This window comes from uncultured Amnibacterium sp. (assembly GCF_964244015.1).
Classification (GTDB): domain Bacteria; phylum Actinomycetota; class Actinomycetes; order Actinomycetales; family Microbacteriaceae; genus Amnibacterium.
Genome location: NZ_CAXTHO010000015.1, coordinates 1 through 19,768 on the forward strand (window position 1 = coordinate 1; position 19,768 = coordinate 19,768).

Genomic DNA, 19,768 nt, shown 5'->3' on the forward strand with positions numbered 1-19,768 from the left:
CAGCAACCGCGGCGGGCTACTCCGCGATGATGCGGCGGGCGCCCGCCGCGAAGGGGTCGAGGTCGCCCGTTTCGCCAGCGCGGACCGCTCGGCCTCCGATGACGACCATGTAGAAGAGGAACGCCGCCAGAGCGAGCGCGCCGATGCCGATCTTGACCGGCCACGGCAGGTAGGACGGAGTGACGAATCCCTCGATGATCCCGGAGACGAACAGCGAGATCGTCAGGCCGACGGCGATGATGAACATGGCCCGACCGTCCTCGGCGAGCGCCTCGCCTCGTGTCCTCGCGCCCGGTGCGATCCACGCCCAGAACACGCGCATCCCGGCGGCTCCCGCGACGAACACGCTCGTCAGCTCGAGCATCCCGTGCGGAGAGATGTAGAGGAAGAACGTGTCGGCATGCCCGTAGCCGATCAGGATGCCGCCCGTCAGCCCGACGTTCATGGCGTTCTGCAGCAGGACGTAGGGCACGTAGAAGCCGAGGATCCCGAAGGCGATGCATTGCGCGGCGATGAACGCGTTGTTCGTCCACACCTGGCTCGTGAACGAAGCGGCCGGGTTCTCGCTGTAGTACGCGGTGAAGTCGCTGTTGACCAGCTTCTTCAGGTCGGCGTCACTTCCGAGGGCCGCCTGCACCTGCGGGTCGTTCGCCGACCAGGTGCCGTAGGCGGTCGCGACCACGATGCTGGCCACCGCGATCCAGAACGTCCACCACCGCACTCGATACAACGCGGCCGGCAGTTGCAGCAGGAAGAAGCCGGGCAGCTGGCTGACGATGTTTCGCCCCGTGCCGGTGAAGCGCATCCGCGCGCGGGACAGCGAGATCGAGAGTCGGTCGCCGAGCGGCACCGAACCGGCGGTGGTCGTGATCGCGGAGAGGTCCGCAGCGCCGTCCTGGTACCGGAGGATCAGCTCGTCGCTCCCTCGGCCGTCGAGCCTGCGGGTGGCGGCAAGGGCGTCCAGCCGCTGCCACTCCCCCTCGCGGGCGGCACGCAACGCGTCGAGATCCACACGGCGAGCGTACATGCCGCCTCCGGCATGAACGGGAGTGGACGCGCGGCAGCCGGCCTCCACGATCCGCGCCGGTAGGTTCGATGCGTGGTGGACGCAGGACCGGACGACCTCGGCATCGTCACGGGCGAGGCCGTCGCACTCGAGGTGCGCTCGACCAGCTGGCCGCTGCGAGCGCTCGGCGCCCTGATCGACTTCCTCTGCGAACTCGGGCTCTTCCTCGCGCTGATGTTCGGCGTGCTGGCCGCGTTCCCCACTGACTCATCACTGTCCCGGGCGCTGCTGATCGTCGACCTGGTGCTGTCCTTCGTGCTCGCGCCGACGATCCTCGAGACCGCGACGCGAGGGAGATCGGTCGGCAGATTCGCGATCGGCGCGCGGATCGTGCGTGACGACGGCGGCGGCATCGCGATGCGGCACGCGTTCATCCGCGCGCTGAGCGGCATCGTCGAGATCGTGTTCACGCTCGGTGGCGTCGCCGCCGTGATCGGGCTGCTGAACCGCCGATCGAAGCGGGTCGGCGACCTGATCGCCGGCACGGTCAGCCAGCACGAGCGCGTACCGCGCCCGCCGTCGAACGCGGTCGGCGTGCCGGAGTCGCTCACCGAATGGGCCTCGATCGCCGACGTCGCGAGGCTCCCCGACCCGCTCGCCCGCCGGATCGCCGCATTCCTCGCGCAGGCGCCGAAGATGGCGCCGGCGAGCCGTCAGCGTCTCGCCCTCTTGCTCTCCGCCGAGGCCGCGCCGTACATCGCGCCGGTCGTCGACACCTCACCGGAGCTCATGCTCGCCGCGGTGGCCGCCATCCGCCGCGAGCGGGAGTACACCGCGCTGATGCTCGAGCGAGACCGCTTCGAGGCCCTCGCCGCCACGCTCTCCGCGACGCCGCACGGGTTCCCCGACCGCTGATCGGGCTCAGGGCAGGGGCAGCTCCGCCTGCTCCTCGCTCCCGGCCGACAGCCAGGTGAGGTGCACGGAGACCTTCCGGCCCTCCACCCGCAGCACCGAGAACGCCAGCGATGCACCCGGCTGCACCGGAACCGCGCGGGCCTCGACGGGTCGGACCAGGTGACGGTCGTCGCCGGCGCCCTCGACTGCGGCCTGCTCGGCGGTGACGCTGCCGATGTTGACCGCCTCGTACTTCTGGCGTCCGACCGCGCGGATCTCGAATCGCGCGGGGCCGGTCGGCTGCCCTTTCGCCTTGTCCGGCGCCGTGTAGGTGCCGCGCGAGCGCGGCGGCAGCGGGATCGCCCCGGTCCGCAGCGCCTCCGCCCAGTCGAGCGGATAGGCGCCCGCTCCGCCGGCCGTGATCTGCCCGGTCGCCGAGCGGACAGTCGGGTCGGGTCCGGGCTCGATCTCGGGCTCCGGCTGCGGCTGCGGCATGGGTTCGGGCTCGGAGGCCGGCTCCGGTTGCCGCTCCGGCTCGGGTTGGAGGGTCGGCTCGGGTTCGAGGGTTGGGGCCAGCTCCGGCGCGGATACGACCGGCACGGGATCCGTGATGGAGGAAGGTGTCGTCGGCCCGGTCGTCGCGGCGACGGGCGTGTTCCCGGTCACCGGCGCATTCGGTGGAACCTCGATGTCGTCGGTGAGGGGACGAACGCTCGGCGCAGGAGGCGGCGCATACGGCGAGGCGGATCCCGATCCTGCCGGGGTGCTCGGAACCGGTGATCGACCCGCATTGCCTGATCCGGGAACACCGTCGCTCGGCGGCGCGACCCGGGACGGGAGGATCAGCGGCCCGGTCGGCTGGTCGGCGACATCACCGAGCGAGCGGACCTGCAGCGCGTTGAGCCGGTCGAGCACGTTCTGGACCGTGCGGGCGGACTGCTCGGCCTGCGCCTTCGCCTGCAGCGCCGCCTCCTCCGCCGCGGACGCCCGCTGCCGGATGAGGGTCGCACGCCGAAGCGCGGCCGATCCCTGCACATAGCCGACGAGGCCGCCGACGAGGCCCAACGCACCGAGCACGACGGCGATGACCGCCGCGATCAGCGCCCCCGTCGCGGTGGAGTCCACGCAGCAACGCTACCGACCCCTCCGAACGACCGCAGTCCCCCGAGGTCGAGCACGACGGCAGGATTCAGCACCGACAGCAGGACTCAGAAGGCGTTCCTGTCCTGCTGAAGCTCCTCGAACCTGCTGACGCGCTCCTCAGCGGTGCAACAGGGGTCAGAGGGACTGGCGGTCGCGCTCAGCCGGCTCGGTCGCGGGTGACGTCGGCGCGGTCGGCGGCTGGCGGCGCGGGAGCAGCGCACGCCGGAACTTGGGGCACACCTCGGGTCCGCACGTGGCGCAGTCCGTCCCGCGCCGGTAGTGCTCGTGGGCATCGTGCTGATGTCCGCAGACGCACAGGGTGATCGGCACCCGTGGATGTAACCACACGGCGTACGCAGCAGGGTGTCGCCGTGCTACGTATGTGCCGAGCACTCCCCGAACCGGGGGCGGCGGGTCAGTCCGCGGTGACACCGGTCGAGCGGAGCGCCACCGCGACCGCGTCCGCTACACCGGTCGTCGTCGCCGGATCGGTCGGATCGATATAGCGCGCACCGGCGATCTTGGCTGCGGCCCGCAGATCGACACCGAGGCGCTCGACCTCGGCGTACGACGCGGTGCCGTCCGATACCGGCCCGACGACGATCAGCTGCGCCTTCGGCGCCCGGGTGGCTGCGGCCGACAGCGCGCCGGTCGCGCCGCGCAGCATCGCGAGGCTGGAGGCTCCCGCTTCCGCGGTGCCGCTGACGAACACGACCGCCGAGCTGTCAGAGGGGACGCCGGCGGCGATGGTCGCGAACGACGACGCGCTCGACGGGTCGAGGTAGCCGGTGCCGGTCAGCCGGTCGATGCGTGCGGTCGTCCGCTGCGCGATCCGCCACGGCCAGCGCTCCGTCGTGGTCGTCGCACCGAGCAGGGTCCGAGGTGCGATCACCGCGACCGTCGGCGCCGCGGCCTTCGGGGTCGCACTGCCGGCGAGCGTCGCCACGGCCGTCGCGATGCCGCACGCCTCGGACCCGCTCGCGCCGGACCGCCGCGCGGTGACCGAGCTCGCGACCCCGTCGGAGGCGGGGAACCAGACGGTGCAGTCCTCCTTCGTCGTCGACGTGAACGCGTCGAACGTGATCGCCCGGGCGTCCGCGGTCGACGCGCCGCGGCCGATCGCGGCGTACCGCAAGGCGGACAGCGTCTCGCCGGAGGCGCCGGCCGGGTGCCGCAGGGTGACGGTCGCGACCGTGCTCGCATCGGCGGCGGTCGTGTAGGTGCAGGACTTCTTGCTCGGGAGGGCATCGTTGAACGGGATCGCGGTGAGCCCCGCGACCTCCGCCCGCGTCGGGCAGCCGAATCCCTGCACGGATGCGGGCGCGGCGGTCGTGCCCGAGGCGGGCGCGGTCCCCGGCTGGGCGGTGCAGCCGGCCAGGACGGTGATTGCAGCGGCAGTCAGCACGGCGGCAACGGAACGGAAGGGGAACGGGCGGGTCATCGGATCTCCTCGGCGACCGCGCGCAGCTGCGTGATCAGCGGATCGTTCGTGGTGGTGAGCACGTCGTAGCCGTCCGTCTCACCGGTGGTGACGCTCCAGATCACGTAGCCGGACGCTCCGGCGCTGAACGCGGCGCTCATCTTCGCCCGCAGCTGGTGAGCCCGGGTCGTGCGCTCCACGGCCGTGACGCCCCGGATCCCGGCCTCGCCGACGATCAGCGGTTTATCGAGCTTCGCGGCCAGCGCGAAGGAGCAGCCGATCGGAGCGCTCGGGACCATGCACGCCGGCGACGTCCCGCTGGGCGGGGTGCTGCCCGTGCCGCCCGGCATCGGTTCGGCGTCGGAGCCCCAGTAGCCCCAGTCGTGCACCTCCGCGAAGTCGACGCCCTGCACGCCGTAGACGGCGCTGAAGTCCGCGCCGCTCGCACCGGGCGCCCCGTTGCCCTGTGTGCCGACCGTGATCAGGTGGTTCGGGTCCGCGGCGCGGATCACGCGGACCATGTCGCTCGCGAAGTCGACGAGCACTGAGCGGGTCAAGGTGTCCCGCCTGCTCGTGTCGGCCTCGTTCATCATCATCCAGCCGAGGATCGTGGGGTTGTCGGCGTAGTGGGCGGTGATGCGGGCGACGTACTCGCGGTAGGAGAGCGTCGCGTTGCCGTAGGGCTTCTTGTAGCCGGCCGAGTACCAGGTGTCGCCCTCGTAAGCCGACTTCGGCGTCGTCCCGGTCGAGGTCGTGCAGTTCCCAGGACCGTCCTCCAGCACCGGGATCGCGCGGATCCCGGTCGCCCTCGCCGCGGCGAGCACGCGGTCGACGCCACCCCAGTACGTCGCGCCCTGCGTGTAGGTCTGGTACGCCCAGAACCGGATCGCCGTCACACCGGCCTCGTCGTGCAGGTACCGGAGGGTGTCGGTCAGCTGCGCGTCCGACATCCGGTTACCGCTGCGGCAGCTGTACCGGTCGGAGGCCGCGGCGTCGTAGATGTTCGCGCCGACGAAGCGGAAGGGCGTCCCGTCGACCTCGAACGAGCGCCCGTTCGTGGTGACGAAGCCGGCGGCAGCGGCGGTCGCGACCGGTGCGACCGGCAGGGAGGCGGAGGCCACGCCGGAGGAGGACGTCGCCGTGGGCGTCGACGCCGTGCAGGCGTTCGTGACGGCCATGGTCGACAGGGCGACGGCGGCGGCGAGCGCGGTACGCATGAGCAGCCTCACCGGATCCCACCCGGCGACAGTGCCTCGAGCACCGGCGCCATCCGGTCGACGACCGCGTCCCAGGTGAAGCGGCGCTCCACGTCGCGGCGGGCGGCCGAGGCGCGCGCCTCCGCGGCGGCCGGGTGCTGCAGCGAGTCGAGCAGCGCGTCGGCGAGCGCAGCCGCGTCCCCCGTGCCGACCAGCACGCCCGTCTCGTCGGTGACCATCTCCGGCGTCCCGGTCTGCCGCGTGGTGACGACCGGCACGCCGAACGCCATCGCCTCCAGCAGCACCAGCGGGAACGGGTCGAAGAAGGAGGGGACGGCGAAGACGGCGGCATCGTGGTAGAGATCGGCGATGCGGGCGCGGGCGTGCACCCGGCCGAGGACCTCGACGCCGGGCTGCGGCGTGATCGACGGGCGGGTGCCCACCAGCACGAGCCGCGCGTCGGGGATGGTGCTGCGGACGCGGGCGAACGCCTCCAGCAGCACCTCGCCCCCCTTGCGGATGAAGTCGTTGCCGATGAAGAGGACGGTCGGCGGGCCGCTCGGGCGTGGCCGGACGGGCGGCAGCGCCCGGAGGTTCGCGCCGCCGCCGACGACGGTGACCTTCTGCGGCGCGACGCCGTAGTCGTCGATCAGGCTGCGGCGGGTCGGCTCCGAGAACGCGAACAGGTGGCGGGCGGCGTCGTAGGACTGCTGCTCGCGGCGGTACCAGTCGTCCAGCGCCCGACCGCGGAGCGGGTTCCACGCGGGCCACAGATCGGCCGACTGGCGGTGCGTGCAGTCGAGGTAGAGCGCGGAGGGGGCCAGCGCCTGGTCGAAGAGCGCGTGCACCTGCAGGACGACGTCGGGCCGCTCGTCGAGTGCGCGCAGCTGCCGGACGGCGCGCGCCGATCGGAGGCGCGTCGCGATGCCGCTCTTGTAGAACCGCTCCGCCCAGGCGCTGCGGCTCGGCCGCATCGTCATCGCGGCGACGGTGTAGCGCTGGAGGGACGTGAGCTCGGCCTCGATCCGGCCGACGACATCGAACCGGCGCTCCAGCGCGGCGAAGAGATACGGCGTGAGGGCGTCGCCGCGGGATGCGAGCGCGAGCCGCGTGGTGGTGTGCGTCTGCCGCCCGGAGCGCGTGACGAGGGCGTCGCTCATGCGGCGGTCCCCCGGCGCGGCCCCTCGTCGACCAGGCGGTCGAGCCGGGCGGTCGTGCGGGCGATGTCGTAGGCGTCCAGCACCGCGGGCGGCACGGGGAGGCGCCGGCCGGCGGCGGCGATCAGGGCCCGGTCGATCGCGGCGACGATCGCTGCCCCCTCCACCCGGTCGTCGGTCGTGCCGATCGGGAAGGCCGCAGGCACGGGCTCGGCCAGCGCGTCGAGCGCAGGGCACTCGGCGTGCACGACGGGCAGACCGGCGCCGATGCCCTCGATCGCAGCCATGCCGAAGGTCTCGTCGCGTGACGGGCTGACGAGCACGTCGAAGGCGGACAGCAGCGCGGGCACATCGGCGCGCGGGCCGGTCAGGTGCACGAGGTCGGCGACGCCCAGCGCCTCCGCCTGCTCGGTGAGCGACGCGCGCAGCGGCCCGTCGCCGACGATGACGAGCTCGCGGCGGCCGCGCTCCAGGGTCGGCCCGACGGCGGCGAGCAGCTGCCGGAACCGCTTGACGGGCTCGAGGCGCCCGACCGCGCCGACGACCTCGGTGGCGGAGTCGATGCCGAGCTCCGACCGCACCAAGTCGCGGGCCGTGGAGGAGGACGCGAGCCGCGCGAAGTCGATGCCGTTGTCGATCACGGTGATGCCGTCGGCGCGCACGCCCCAGCGCTCCAGCCGGTCTGCGGTCGCAGCCGACACCGCGATCGTGCGCGACGAGAGCCGGTTCAGCGCGAGGTAGAGGCGGCGCAGCGGCTCGGTCAGCGACCGGTTCTCGATGGAGTGCTCCATCAGCGAGTGCTCGGTCGACAGCACGAGCGGCACTCGCGCGAGCCGGGCGGCGGGCAGCCCCCACAGCTGCCCGCTCAGCAGGTGGACCTGCACGGCGTCGGGCTGCAGCGCGCGGAGGCGGCGGACCAGCACGGGCAGGGCGAGCAGGCGCCGCGGTCCGGCCAGGTCGAGCACCTCGACGGAGTGTCCCGCCGCCGTCAGCGAGTCGGCGACCGTGCCGCCGCCGTAGAGCGCGATGACGTGCTGGCGGTGCCGGCTGTGGTCGACGATCGACTCGACCTGGCGCTCGGCGCCGCCCGTGGTCAGAGTCGTGATGATCTGCACGACCCGTCGCCGGGTCGTCTGCTGCTCGCCGAGCTCATGCTCGTCGAGCACGGCGCGGTAGATGTCGGCGATGGCGTCCGCCGCGCCCTCCCAGGTCGGCAGCTCGATCTCGGGCGCCCGATGGGGGCTGCCGTCGCTCGCCCGCAGCTGCTTCAGCAGCGCTTCGGCGACCTGGGCGTCGTCCGCGTCGAGCGGGACGCCGGTGACGAGACCGTCCTCGACGAGGTCGCCGATGCCGGCGACGTCGCAGCCGACGACGGGTAGCCCGAGCGCGACCGCCTCCATCACCGCGACGGGGTGCGCCTCGTAGCTGGACAGCGCGGCCATGACGGCGGAGCGCGACAGGATCGCGGCCATCTCGGACCGCTCGGCGGGCAGGAGGTGCCGGAAGGTGACCGCGTCGGCGACGCCCTTCGCCTCCGCCAGCTTCCGCAGCTCGGCTTCATACGGTCCGCTGCCGAGCACGGTCAGCGTGGCTTCGGGCAGCTGCGCGCGGATCAGCGGCAGCGCGGCGATCACGCGGTGGTGGCCCTTGTACTGCTCGAGCCGCCCGCTGGTCACGATGCTGCCGCGCACGGGCGCCGCGCCGGTCGGGACCGGCGGCAGGGCGCCGCCGTTCTGGACGACTTCGAACCGCTCGGCCGGTAGACCGGTGACCTCGACGAACTTGGTCCGCTCGAAGCGGCTGACGGCGATCAGCTTCGCGGCGCGCGCCAGCAGCGGGCGGTTGATCCGGTTCTGCACCCGGGTGATCGGCGCGTGGCGATCGGAGGAGTGGCCGCCGCTGTGGAAGGTGAGCACATAGGGGATGCGCGCGCTCCTGGCGGCGAGCATCGCGAGCGTCGGCACGGTCGTCTGGCTGCCCTGCACGTGCACGAGGTCCCAGCCACCGCGGCGGATCACCCGGACGATGCCGGGGGCGAAGTACTCCTCGCCGTCACGACGGTACGAGCGGCGCCGGATGACGCGGACGCCGCCCACGATGTCCTCGCGCGGCAGATCACCGGTGCGGTCGGTGGTCAGGACCGTCACCTCGATGTCGCGGGTGCCGGCGAGGCGTTTCGTCACCTCGGCGACATGGGTCTCGAGGCCGCCGAGCTCGGGCGCGAACCGCTGCACGACCTGGAGCACGCGGTAGGGCCTCACGCTGTGCGGCCTCACTTCGCGGTGCCGTCGAGGATCAGCTGGCGGACGGGGGTGGAGGAGCCGACGGTCACGAGCTGCAGTACGGCGCGCGTGCTGGGCGCGGGAACGGTCTTCGTGTACGGATCGCCGGAGTCGACCCGGATCCCGGTCGCGACGACGGTGCGGCCCGTCGCAGTGACGAGGTCGAGCTCGTACGGTCCCTGCGCGCCCCCGGCCGAGACGGTGACGGTGATGCTGCTGCCGTCCGCCTCCGACGCGATCGCGAGCGGCGACACGTGGGTCGCGGTGTAGGAGACGGTCGAGTACCCGACCGCCCCGACGAGCACGAGGACGGCCGCGGCCCCCGTGACGATCCCGACGGGGTTCGTTGTGAAGGAGATTCTGCGCCGCGGGGCAGAATCTCCTTCAAAACGGAACACGGCGAGGAAGGCGAGGACCGCGAGCTCGAGCGCGCCGACGGCGAGGCCCCACCCGAGCGGGCCGATGCCGGTCGGCAGCACGTTCAGGAGCAGCCCGAGCAGCGCGAGGGCGACGAGCCCGCCGCCCGCGAGGACGAGCACGACGTCGAGTCGCCCGTGTCGTCCGAACCGGCGGAGGACGAAGGAGGCGACCGCGAGCATCGCGGCGGCGCTGAGCGGCAGCCGCGCCCACGCCGGCGCCTCGAGGGCCACCGCGACCGCGGCGACGACGACGAGCGCCGCACGCCAGGCGGCACCGATCAGGACGGTCCGGTCGGGTCGGACACCGAGCTGCAGCGCGCTCATCGCAGACCTCGCACGTCGTAGATCACGATGCTGCCGTTGTCGTAGACCCGCGTCACGCCGGCGACGGCCTCGAACTTCGTCACCGCGGCAGCGGTCAGCGGGTTCGTCCGGTCCTGCCCGCCGTACTCGCCGCTCTCGATGTAGAACTGCTGATGCGGCAGACCGGTGGAGAGCCGCTCGTCGACGATGAGGTAGTCGAGTTTCGCCTTCCTGATCAGGGCGGCGTCGTCATTGGTGAATGTCGGTGCGAGCAGCAGGCGGGACACGTCGAGCCCGGTGGAGACGTGCAGCACGGTCCTCTGGCCCCCGTCGGCCGCAGCGAGCAGGCCGGAGACGCGATCGCCGTACACGACGCTGTCGGCGGGGAGGCCGGTCGCTTCCCACGTGGCGGCGGCGATGTTGTCCGCGTCCACGCTGCGCGCGTCGGCGGAGACCTGGTAGGGCCCGGGCAGCTGGCCGGACGCCGGACCGGAGCCCAGCACGACGCTGCCGAGGAAGGTCACGGTGACCGCGAGAGCGAGGGCGACGACGGTCCGCGGACGGCGCTTCCGAGCCCACCACCACATCCCGATCGCGGCTGCGATACCGATGAAGACGAAGCCGGAGGCGCGGTCGCCGACCTCGGCGGTCGCGCTCGTGAGGTGCCCACCGGGTACCACCGGATACAGCAGCCCGACGATCCCGAGGGCGATGGCGAGCGGCCTCGCAGCTCTCCAGCTCGTGCGGATGAATCCCAGCACCACGAGCAGCGACGCCATGGAGAGCAGTACGGACGCGATGAGCAGCAGCTGCTCCGCCGGTAGCGGGCCGGTGCCCGCGCTGTCGGCGAAGAGCGGTTTGACGCTCTGTCCCTCCGACAGCCCGATCAGCTGCGCGGACGAGCTGCCGAAGATCGCCTCGAGGTAGGGGGCGAGCGGGTTGCCGGGGTTCAGCACGCTGAGGCCGAGCGCGACGACACCCCAGACGGTGAGGATCGCCAGGTCGATGCGGTCGCGGACCGCGGCACGCAGCTTCCCCCCGCGGATGACTACGGCGACGAGCCACAGCGCGTACGCCCCGATCAGCAGCACCGCGGTGAGGTGGTGGGTGACCACCACCGCTGCGGTCGCCGCGATCGGCAGTACCAGCGACCAGCGGCTCCCCCGCCGCCGCGTCGCGACGAGGTAGACGCAGAACACCGCGAGCGGCAGGGCGAGCGTCTGGTACGAGTACTGCGAGTTGAAGAACAGCAGCTGCGGGTTCGCGAGGTAGACGAGCGCGCCGACGGCACCGGCCCGGCGCGAGCCGCCGATCGCGCTGATCAGCCCGATGATCGCCAGCACCATCACGAGCCGCGCGACGAGCAGCGTCAGCACGGCGGCCGCGGAGACGGGCAGGCCCGTCAGCGAGCGGACGGCGTCCGTGACGATCTCGAGGCCCGGGTAGTAGGCGGACACGGGCAGCAGCGGGTTGAAGGTGAAGAGATGCCCGGACGACTCGATCTGCCGAAGCGTGTCGGCATGGATGAACTCGTCGTGGAAGACGAACCGCGTCGGGTTCAGCACGAGCCGGCTGACCTGCAGCGTCAGCCCGAGCGACACGACCGCGACGATCCGCTCGACCTGCGGCGTCGACCGCGCGAGGATCCGGAGGGCGGCGGGCAGGAAGACGACGACGAGTCCCGCGTACCAGACGAGCTGCGCACCGACGCCGGTGTTCCCGAGGCGCCCGAGGTTCGCGGCGACCGCCATGACGAACACGCCGACGGCCATGAGCAGCAGCAGCGGGCCGAGCAGAGTACGGCTCGACCACGCGATCGCAGCCACGGGTCGAGCGTCCTCGGGGGCGGCCTGCTGCATCGGTACCCGTGCAGGAGCCACGACTGGCGCAGCGGCCTCGACCGCCGCCTCGACGACGGCCGCGCTCGCGTCTGCGCGGTGCACCCGCACCAGTGGCACCGCGAGCACCAGCGCCTCCACCGCCAGCACGCACAGCCAGGCGACGACCAGCCCGACCGCGCCGCCGACGAGCGCGCCGGTGGTCGCGGCGGTCAGCTCGGCGGCGAGGAATGCGGCCGTGATGACGAGCGCCTGAGTGGTCCTGCCCTGCACGCGCTTGAGCGCGATGAAGTGATCCTTGATGACGAACGGGATGCCGGCGAGCACGACGAGGCGCAGCAGCACGGTGCCGTCCGCGGCGTACTGCGGTCCGAAGATGTGCAGCAGGGGCCCGGCGAGCGGGAACAGCACGATGCTCGCGGTCGCGCTGACTGCGAGGCCGAAGGGGATCGTCAGGCGCATGCGGCGCACGACCTCCGCCTCGTCGCCGCGGGCGGCGGCGAACAGGCCCACGCTCACCGCGTAGGGCAGCGCGAACACGAAGCCGGACAGCATGATCGCGGAGTTGAACGCGGCGTTCGCCTGTGCGGAGACCAGCACGATCACGAGCACGGGCAGCAGCTGCAGCGCGGCCTGGATGGTGACGTTCAGCGCGTGATGGGAGACGGCCAGCCGGCCGACGCCCCGCAGCATGCCCGGCTCCACGAGCCTCCGGTGCGATCCGGCGGCGCGACCGCCACGGGTGCGCCAGGCGACGAGGGGCAGGGACAGCACGGTGCCGATCGTCCAGGCGAGCAGGATCGTCATGCCGCCGGGAACCCCGCCGAGGCCGAGCGCCACCAGTGCCACGACCTTGGTGGCGCTGGCGGTGACGTTGCGCTCGAGCTGCAGCGTGCCGAGGCCGATCGTGAGCACGGCCTGGTCCAGCACGATCACGACGGAGGTCAGACCGGTCGCGAGCGCGAGGCCGGCGAGCGGCCACACCGAGCCGGCGATCGGGGCCAGGTTCGTCGCACCGAACACGTGCACGGCGAGCGCCGGCACGATCAGGCCGAGCAGGACGCCCGCGACACCCGCGGCGGCGAGGCAGGTGCGCACGAGGACGCGGCGGTCCTCCAGCGCGACCGACGGCAGCCGCGCGATCAGCACGGTCCCGAGCCCCAGGGAGCCGAGCGAGCCGAGCAGCATCATCAGCGCGACGGCCGCGCCGGCCACGCCGACGTCCGTGGTGACGAACTGCCGGGCGGCGAGCGCCCAGAACAGCAGGCCGAGCACGCTCGTGAAGGCCTGCGTGCCGACCAGCGACGCGCTGATACCCGCGATGCGGCCGAAGCCCGACGCCGCGAGACGCGTGACGATGCCGCGGCGCGCGCGGGTCGCCGGAGGAGTGGAGGCGTCGCCGCCTCCACGCCTGTCGGTCACGACGTCGGTCATCCGGTGCCTCAGGCGCCGCGGCGCTCGGGCGCGTCGGTCGACGAGGCGCTGCTGAGACCGGGGACGCCGAGCCGCGTCAGCAGCTCGCCGTAGGCGTCGACGGTGTGGTCCCAGCTGTGCGGATCGCTGAATCGCTCGCCTCGCGTCGCCGGCAGCGCAGCCATCGCGGTCGCGAGCGCGGCGGGGTCCTGCGTCGGCACGAAGCTGACGCCGGCGTAGTCGCCCGCCGCCTCCACGAGGCCGCCGACGCTTGCGACCACGACCGGCAGGCCGGCGCTCATCGCGATGTGGAGGGGGCCGGAGGAGGAGGAGCGCCGGTACGGCAGCACGACGGCGTCGGCCGCGGCGAAATGCGCCGCGACCTCCTCGTCGTCGACGTAGCGGTTGACGACGGTGATCCGGTCCTTCGCGGGGCTCGCGGCGACCGCCTCGAGCGGTGCCGTCCAGCCCTCCCACAGCTCGCCGACGATCACCAGACGGGAGGTGCTGCGGACCGCCTCCGGCAGTCGCTCGAACGCGGCGACGAGGTCCTCGACGCCCTTGTAGGGGCGGATGACGCCGAAGTAGAGGAAGACGAAGTCGCCCTCGTGCTCCGTCGTGTCCGACTGGTCGTAGTGGTTGTAGGGCCCGTGCGGGGCGATGACGACGCGGTCGTCGGGCAGCGGGTAGGTGCGGCGCAGCAGCTCGAGATCGTATTGCGAGTGCACGACGTGCCCGTCGACGCGCTTCAGCAGCTGCCGCATCGCGGCGACGACGTACCGCGTGACGCCCGGGATACGGGCCTCGCCCGTGTCCTGGACCTCGTGCCACTCGATGATCACGCGGCCGCCGTAGCGGTGGACCAGCTGGGCGAGGCGGAGGTAGGAGTGCAGGACGGCGCCGGTCCACCACTGCAGCACGAGCACGTCGGGGCGCTCGGCGGTGATGAAGCGCACGGCGTCGCGCATGCTGCGACCCCAGGACCAGTCGACGCCGTCGTAGACGTGCACGCTCGGGGCGTAGTCGAGCGTGTTCACGGCCTGCCCGACGCGGGCGCGGCCGGGATAGAGACGGGTCGGCACGAGCTGACGCATGAGCAGCGCGCTGGTGTCGGTGGCCTCGGCGAACGCGTTGGTGAGCCGGCACGTGTAGTAGCTGATGCCGGAGGTGAAGCGCCAGCCGGCGCCGACGACCATGACGCGGGGCCGGCGGTCATCGCGGGGGTGCAGAGACGTCACGATGGCGTTCATGCGCGCCCGGTACCCCGCTGGTCGAGGTGCGAGCGAAGCGAGCCTCGAGACCACCCCGAGACCTGCTCGACCGGCCGCGTGCGGCCGATGGTCATGCCGCTTTCCGAGCGGCGTTCGTGTCGATCGCGTGGGCGAGCTCGGCACCGGCGACGGCCGCCCGACGGGCGGTGCTGCGGGCGTGGCTGCGCTCGGACAGGATGGTGCGGAGCACGCGGAAGCCGTCGCGGATCGCGTTCAGGTTGCTCTCGCCGAAGATACGGCTCTTCTCGACGCTGCCGACCTCGACGATGCGGGCGCCGCCGAGGAAGAACCGGCAGTTCAGCACGGTCTCGATCTCGAACCCGTCGCCCCAGATCATCGTGTCGGCGGCCTCGACCGTGTGGTCGGGCAGGTGCAGGCCAGGCACGAGGCGACGCCAGAAGGCGTTGTAGCCGTAGCAGAGGTCGGTGTACCGGCTGCCGAGCAGCACGTTGGTGATCGTGTTGAGGAACAGGTTCCCGAGCGACCGGAAACGCGTGATGTCCTCGCTGCCGCCCCCGCGAGTGAAGCGGGAGCCCTTCGCGACGTCGGCGCCCTCGACGAGCGCACGGACGAACGCCGGGATCTCGTTCGGGTCGGCGGACCCGTCCGCGTCGAACATCACGATGATGTCGCCGGTCGCCGCGGCGAAGCCGCAGGCCAGGGCGTTGCCCTTGCCCTTGCGCGTCTGCTGCACGATCTCGATGCCGGGCATCACGCGCCGGGCGGTCTCGACGGTGTCGTCGACCGAGTGGCCGTCGACGAGGACGACCTGGTGGACGGCCGGCAGCAGCGGCAGCACGACCTCGAGGTTGCGGGCCTCGTTGCGTGCGGGGACGACGATGCTGACGGTGGGTGCGGAGGAGGGCACAGGTGTCCTTCGTGTGTCACGCGTCGGAATCGCGGTGACGGAGCGGGGGATGACTCGACCCACAGCTGGAGGCGGCGAATGGGGAGTCACCGACATACCGTCCGGGGGTTCGTCGTTGACAGACGAGACAGTAACCCACGGATTCATCAGGGCTGAGCGAGTGTGGGCTTTCGCCCAGCCCGCACGCCGAGTGAGGGCCGGAAAACGCGATTCTGCTGGTCAAAATCGCTGTTGGTGCGCTGGAGAGCCCCGCTCAAATCAGGTCCGATAGCGCAGAAGACAGCGCGCGCGGCGCAATCCGGTCCTGCTCATCGCCGAATCCAATCCAGTTCGGCTTCTCATCCGAACGCGAGGAATGCAATTCGGGTACGCGTTCGGGAATCGCGACGCTGTGGAAACGCTGTGCATCCATGCCCGACAGCTGCGCAGTGCGGACAGGCCGAGACGCTGACGGGCCCGAGCGCCTCAGCACCCGGGCCCGTCGATGTTCGCCCTCAGTAGCGGTAGGTGTCCGACTTGAACGGGCCGTCGCGGTCGACGCCGAGGTAGGCGGCCTGCTTCTTCGAGAGGCGGATGAGCCGCACGCCCAGCGCGTCCAGGTGCAGACGCGCGACCTCCTCGTCCAGCACGCGCGGCAGGGTCGCGACGCTGACCGGGTACGCCTCCGGCGTCGTCCACAGCTCGAGCTGCGCGAGCACCTGGTTCGTGAAGCTCATCGACATGACGAAGGAGGGGTGACCGGTCGCGTTGCCGAGGTTCATCAGGCGGCCCTCGGACAGCACGATGATGCTGCGGCCGGTCGGCAGCTGCCACTCGTCGACCTGCGGCTTGATGCGGATCCGAGTCGCGTCCTCGAGGTGCTCGAGGCCGGCCACGTCGATCTCGGTGTCGAAGTGGCCGACGTTCGCGACGATCGCGAGGTGCTTCAGCGACAGCAGATCCTTGACCGTGACGACCTTGTCGTTGCCGGTCGCCGTGACGAGGATGTCGATCTGGCCGGCGACCTCCTCGAGCGGGACGACCTGATAGCCGTCCATCGCGGCCTGCAGCGCCGTGATCGGGTCGACCTCGCCGACGATGACGCGCGCGCCCTGGCCCTTCAGCGCCTCCACGGCGCCCTTGCCGACGTCGCCGTAGCCGACGACGTACGCGGTCTTGCCGCCGATCAGCACGTCGGTCGCCCGGTTCAGCCCGTCGACGAGCGAGTGGCGGATCCCGTAGCGGTTGTCGAACTTGCTCTTCGTGACCGAGTCGTTGACCGAGATCGCGGGGAACAGCAGCTCGCCGTCGCGGTCCCACTCGTGCAGTCGGTGGACACCGGTCGTCGTCTCCTCCGTGACGCCCCGGATGTCCTTGGCGATGCGCTGCCACCGCTCCGGGTCGCGGTCGAGCGAGCGCCGCAGCACGTCGAACATCGCGCTCAGCTCGGCGCCGTCGTCGTCCTTCGTCTGGGGTACGCGGCCGGCGCGCTCGTACTTCACGCCGCGGTGCACGAGCATCGACGCGTCGCCGCCGTCGTCGAGGATCATCGTCGGGCCGAGGTAGTCGCCGCCCTCGGCGACCGCCTCCTCCGACCAGTCGAAGATCCGGTCGGCGCAGTCCCAGTACTCCTCGACGGTCTCGCCCTTCCAGGCGAAGACCGGGACCCCGCTGGGGGCCTCCGGTGTGCCGTGCGGGCCGACGACGACGGCCGCCGCCGCCTCGTCCTGCGTGGAGAAGATGTTGCAGCTCGCCCAGCGCACCTGCGCGCCGAGGGCCGTCAGGGTCTCGATCAGCACCGCCGTCTGCACGGTCATGTGCAGCGAGCCGGCGACCCGGGCACCGGCGAGGGGCCGCGTGTCGCCGTAGCGGTCGCGCAGCGCCATCAGGCCGGGCATCTCCTGCTCGGCGAGGCGGATCTGGTGTCGACCCGCCTCAGCGAGTTCGAGATCGGCCACCCGGTACTCGAGGGTCGAACTGTGGGGCTCCGAATCGCGGGACGTCTCCAGAAGAGTCATCCGAGCATCATCCCAGACCCGGCGAGGTCACGTGCTCGGTCCCGCAGGTTTCATCGTCCTACGGAGTTCTGCGCAGCGGAGCCCCGCCGGAACTCCGTGAAGGTGAAGCCTGATCAGATGCCGTGGCGGAGGTCCTGGCCAGCTCGTCGTGCGGGGCGCTGATGCGGAGGACCGACCAGCCCTGCGGCGCGGAGAGCCGTTCAGCGTGGTGCTCGCAGAGGTCGTAGCTGTGCGGCTCGGGCGAGGCGGAGAGCGGACCGAGCACCGCCATCGAGTCCGCGTAGACGTAGGTGAGGGTGGCGACCGCGGTCCGGCGACAGGTCTGGCGCGAGCAGGGTCGCATGGTCACCACGACCGCATGGTAGGCACGCGTCCCGGTCACGATCTCGTCATCCCTCGGCGCGGCGCGTACCATCACCCGGCATGGCCCGCTCGCGTCGCGTGTCCCACGCGCCGTCTCCGCGCGGCGGGTTCCGGAACCGGCACGGCCGCGGCCTGCGCTCCTCCGTCACCGGCCCGCACCTCCCCGTCCTCCGCACCCGGGCGGAGACGTTCGAGGGCTCCGTCGCCGAGACCGCCGACTACCTCCGCGGGCTGTGGCCGGAGGATCTGGCGGACGTCTCGTTCGAGATCGCCGGGATCCCCAGGGTGATCAGCCCGACCGGGCTCGACCGCTGGTGGGTCGACCAGCATGCGAAGCGGATCGTGCTCTACCGCCTGCCGATCGAGCGGCTCTCCCACCTGCACATCGACGACGGCGCGCACCAGCGCATGTACGTCGAGAGCTGCGTGTTCCGCGCGGTCGCCGAGCTGCTCGGCCGCGACCCGTGGGACCTCGCGCCGGACCGGTTCCGGCACCTCTGAAGCTCCGCGTTCGCTGAGCGTTCGGTGATCCGGCCCGTCGCACGGGCGATCCTCGCCGAAGCACCGGTGCACGGCCGGTCCCGCACCCACGGGCATCGGCCACCAGACGCACCCGATCGGAGCGGTCCCCCATGCCCACGAGTCGTATTCGCATCGCCGTCGTCGCAGTCGCGATCGCCGTCCTCGCCCTCGTCGCCGTCCCCACCTCCGCGGTCGCGGCGACGCCGACCGGATGGGTGCGGGTCGCGCACCTCTCCCCCGACACGAGGCCGGTCGATGTGCGCCTCGCCTCCCTCGGCGGCAGCAGCAAGGTGCTCGCCGTCGACGACGTGTCCTACGGCGCCGTCTCGAAGTACCTGCCGCTCCCCGTCGGCAACTACGCCGTCGCGATGCGCCCGGCCGGCGGCTCCGCGTCCAGCACCCCGGTGGTGCAGACGTTCGTGACCGTCACGGCCGGACGCGCCGCCACCGTCGCGGTCTTCGGCACGAACGCGGACCTGAAGACGAAGGTCATCGACGACTCGCTGACCCTGCCGAAGTCCGGCAAGGCCCGGGTGCGGGTCGTGCAGGCCTCCACCGCGGCGGCTCCGGTCACCGTGACGGCGGCGCCGGCCACGACCATCGTCTCCGACGCGACCACCACCACGGTCTCCCCCTACGCCGACGTCACGGCCGGCACCTGGAAGCTCACCGCGGTGGGCGGCACGAAGACCACCACCGCGACGGTCGCGCTCGAGGCGGGACAGATCGCGAGCGTGCTCGTGCTCGACGATGCGAGCGGCGGGATCGTGCTGCGGCGCGTGCTCGACTCCGCGAGCGTCGGAGGCGTGCCGAAGGGCTACCTCGCGACCGGAGGCGGATACCTCGCGCACCAGGCCGACCAGCGACGCGAGCTGATCCTGACCGCCGGCGGGCTCGGACTGCTCGCCGCCGCGGGTCTTGTCACCGGCGTCGCCGTCCGCCGCCGCGCCCGTGCGTGACCGTCGCGCGCTGCTCGCCGGCGCGGTCCTCGCGTCCGCGCTCGCGCTGACGGGGTGCGCGACCGCCTCGACCACCGTCGCCGCCTCCAGCGCTCCGGCCGCGACATCGACCCCGGCACCGGCACCGGTCCCGACCGTGCGCCCGGGCGCGGCGAAGGCGGCGGGGTTCCAGGATCCCGCCGCCGGCGACGCGCAGGCGACCACCGCGACCCGCCCTGTGAAGATCGTGATCCCCTCCATCAAGGTGGACGCGGGGCTGATCGACCTGGCCCGCGGTGCCGACGGCGTGCTGGCGGCACCCCCCTCGACCGTGCTCGACAAGGCGGGCTGGTACGCGAAGGGGACGGTGCCGGGCCGGACCGGACCGGCCGTCATCGCGGGCCACGTCGACTGGGTCGATCGGGTCGCCGTGTTCCATCGGCTCGACGAGCTGCAGCCGGGCGACGCCATCACGGTCGTGATGGACGACGGCTCGACGGTGCATTTCACCGTCGACGACGTGCGCGCGGTCTCGAAGTCCGAATTCCCGACGGCGGCGGTGTACGGCCCGACCCCCGACCCGCAGCTGCGCGTGATCACCTGCGGCGGACCGTGGGACGACGCCCGCAACATCTACAGCGAGAACGTGGTGGTGTCCGCCTCCGAAGCGGGCTGACCCGCGCCGGGTGGGGAGCAGCTGCGCGGGAATCGGTGGTCTCGCGCGCCACGCAGCGCTCG

Annotated in this window: 17 protein-coding genes; 4 read left to right on the forward strand and 13 right to left on the reverse strand. The window is 72.2% G+C overall.

Features of this window, described 5'->3' with window-relative positions:
* Positions 1-16: 16 nt before the first annotated feature.
* Entirely contained in the window at positions 17-1,012 is a 996-nt protein-coding gene (locus tag ACFE67_RS03265) for a stage II sporulation protein M (RefSeq protein WP_375405443.1), read from the reverse strand.
* Between the two features lie 87 nt (positions 1,013-1,099).
* Between ACFE67_RS03265 and ACFE67_RS03270 the strand changes: the two genes are divergently transcribed.
* Entirely contained in the window at positions 1,100-1,921 is an 822-nt protein-coding gene (locus tag ACFE67_RS03270) for an RDD family protein (protein ID WP_375405444.1), read from the forward strand.
* A 6-nt stretch (positions 1,922-1,927) separates the two neighbouring features.
* Here ACFE67_RS03270 and ACFE67_RS03275 read toward each other — a convergent pair whose 3' ends face one another.
* The 12 genes from ACFE67_RS03275 to ACFE67_RS03330 all read right to left on the reverse strand — a co-directional run bounded on the left by ACFE67_RS03275 (position 1,928) and on the right by ACFE67_RS03330 (position 17,550).
* Positions 1,928-3,025 (reverse strand): hypothetical protein, encoded by a 1,098-nt coding sequence (locus tag ACFE67_RS03275; protein ID WP_375405445.1) that lies wholly within the window; start codon positions 3,023-3,025, stop codon positions 1,928-1,930.
* Between the two features lie 433 nt (positions 3,026-3,458).
* The gene (locus tag ACFE67_RS03280; RefSeq protein WP_375405446.1) at positions 3,459-4,484 is read right to left on the reverse strand and encodes a hypothetical protein; all 1,026 of its coding nucleotides are present in this window, start codon (positions 4,482-4,484) and stop codon (positions 3,459-3,461) included.
* Complete coding sequence (locus ACFE67_RS03285; protein ID WP_375405447.1) at positions 4,481-5,680, reverse strand: cellulase family glycosylhydrolase; 1,200 nt, start codon at positions 5,678-5,680, stop codon at positions 4,481-4,483. The genes ACFE67_RS03280 and ACFE67_RS03285 overlap by 4 nt, the downstream gene beginning before the upstream one ends.
* An 8-nt stretch (positions 5,681-5,688) precedes the next feature.
* On the reverse strand, positions 5,689-6,819 hold the full coding sequence (locus ACFE67_RS03290; RefSeq protein ID WP_375405448.1) for a glycosyltransferase family 4 protein: 1,131 nt from the start codon (positions 6,817-6,819) through the stop codon (positions 5,689-5,691).
* A complete protein-coding gene (locus ACFE67_RS03295) occupies positions 6,816-9,077 on the reverse strand; it encodes a glycosyltransferase family 4 protein (RefSeq protein WP_375405449.1) in 2,262 nt (753 codons plus the stop codon). The genes ACFE67_RS03290 and ACFE67_RS03295 overlap by 4 nt, the downstream gene beginning before the upstream one ends.
* Before the next feature lie 11 nt (positions 9,078-9,088).
* Positions 9,089-9,841, reverse strand: a complete 753-nt coding sequence (locus ACFE67_RS03300) for a hypothetical protein (protein ID WP_375405450.1) — start codon at positions 9,839-9,841, stop codon at positions 9,089-9,091.
* Positions 9,838-13,080 (reverse strand): hypothetical protein, encoded by a 3,243-nt coding sequence (locus ACFE67_RS03305; RefSeq protein WP_375405451.1) that lies wholly within the window; start codon positions 13,078-13,080, stop codon positions 9,838-9,840. Before ACFE67_RS03305 ends, ACFE67_RS03300 begins: the two co-directional genes overlap by 4 nt.
* A 20-nt stretch (positions 13,081-13,100) precedes the next feature.
* Positions 13,101-14,321, reverse strand: coding sequence for a glycosyltransferase (locus tag ACFE67_RS03310; RefSeq protein ID WP_375405452.1), 1,221 nt, complete (start codon positions 14,319-14,321; stop codon positions 13,101-13,103).
* 91 nt (positions 14,322-14,412) lie between these two features.
* Complete coding sequence (locus ACFE67_RS03315) at positions 14,413-15,210, reverse strand: glycosyltransferase family 2 protein (RefSeq protein WP_375405453.1); 798 nt, start codon at positions 15,208-15,210, stop codon at positions 14,413-14,415.
* Between the two features lie 253 nt (positions 15,211-15,463).
* Positions 15,464-15,622, reverse strand: coding sequence for a hypothetical protein (locus tag ACFE67_RS03320; protein WP_375405454.1), 159 nt, complete (start codon positions 15,620-15,622; stop codon positions 15,464-15,466).
* Between the two features lie 82 nt (positions 15,623-15,704).
* Positions 15,705-17,207 carry an adenosylhomocysteinase gene (ahcY, locus tag ACFE67_RS03325; protein ID WP_375405455.1) on the reverse strand — a complete coding sequence of 501 codons (1,503 nt, stop codon included), beginning with the start codon at positions 17,205-17,207 and terminating at the stop codon, positions 15,705-15,707.
* Between the two features lie 58 nt (positions 17,208-17,265).
* Positions 17,266-17,550 (reverse strand): DUF3499 family protein, encoded by a 285-nt coding sequence (locus ACFE67_RS03330; protein ID WP_375405473.1) that lies wholly within the window; start codon positions 17,548-17,550, stop codon positions 17,266-17,268.
* A gap of 80 nt (positions 17,551-17,630) precedes the next feature.
* Here ACFE67_RS03330 and ACFE67_RS03335 point away from each other — a divergent pair, with 80 nt between their 5' ends.
* The 3 genes from ACFE67_RS03335 (at position 17,631) to ACFE67_RS03345 (ending at position 19,706) form a co-directional block, all read left to right on the forward strand.
* Entirely contained in the window at positions 17,631-18,071 is a 441-nt protein-coding gene (locus tag ACFE67_RS03335) for a metallopeptidase family protein (RefSeq protein WP_375405456.1), read from the forward strand.
* A 131-nt stretch (positions 18,072-18,202) separates the two neighbouring features.
* On the forward strand, positions 18,203-19,051 hold the full coding sequence (locus tag ACFE67_RS03340) for a DUF4397 domain-containing protein (RefSeq protein WP_375405457.1): 849 nt from the start codon (positions 18,203-18,205) through the stop codon (positions 19,049-19,051).
* Positions 19,044-19,706, forward strand: a complete 663-nt coding sequence (locus ACFE67_RS03345) for a class F sortase (RefSeq protein WP_375405458.1) — start codon at positions 19,044-19,046, stop codon at positions 19,704-19,706. Before ACFE67_RS03340 ends, ACFE67_RS03345 begins: the two co-directional genes overlap by 8 nt.
* Positions 19,707-19,768: the final 62 nt, after the last annotated feature.

Bases quoted from the DNA above. Each gene is read 5' to 3' on its own strand.
- ACFE67_RS03290 (WP_375405448.1), bottom strand. From the start codon at position 6,819: ATGAGCGACGCCCTCGTCACGCGCTCCGGGCGGCAGACGCACACCACC.
- ACFE67_RS03330 (WP_375405473.1), bottom strand. From the start codon at position 17,550: ATGCGACCCTGCTCGCGCCAGACCTGTCGCCGGACCGCGGTCGCCACC.
- ACFE67_RS03280 (WP_375405446.1), bottom strand. From the start codon at position 4,484: ATGACCCGCCCGTTCCCCTTCCGTTCCGTTGCCGCCGTGCTGACTGCC.
- ACFE67_RS03340 (WP_375405457.1), top strand. From the start codon at position 18,203: ATGCCCACGAGTCGTATTCGCATCGCCGTCGTCGCAGTCGCGATCGCC.
- ACFE67_RS03320 (WP_375405454.1), bottom strand. From the start codon at position 15,622: ATGGATGCACAGCGTTTCCACAGCGTCGCGATTCCCGAACGCGTACCC.
- ahcY (WP_375405455.1), bottom strand. From the start codon at position 17,207: ATGACTCTTCTGGAGACGTCCCGCGATTCGGAGCCCCACAGTTCGACC.
- ACFE67_RS03300 (WP_375405450.1), bottom strand. From the start codon at position 9,841: ATGAGCGCGCTGCAGCTCGGTGTCCGACCCGACCGGACCGTCCTGATC.
- ACFE67_RS03310 (WP_375405452.1), bottom strand. From the start codon at position 14,321: ATGAACGCCATCGTGACGTCTCTGCACCCCCGCGATGACCGCCGGCCC.
- ACFE67_RS03335 (WP_375405456.1), top strand. From the start codon at position 17,631: ATGGCCCGCTCGCGTCGCGTGTCCCACGCGCCGTCTCCGCGCGGCGGG.
- ACFE67_RS03285 (WP_375405447.1), bottom strand. From the start codon at position 5,680: ATGCGTACCGCGCTCGCCGCCGCCGTCGCCCTGTCGACCATGGCCGTC.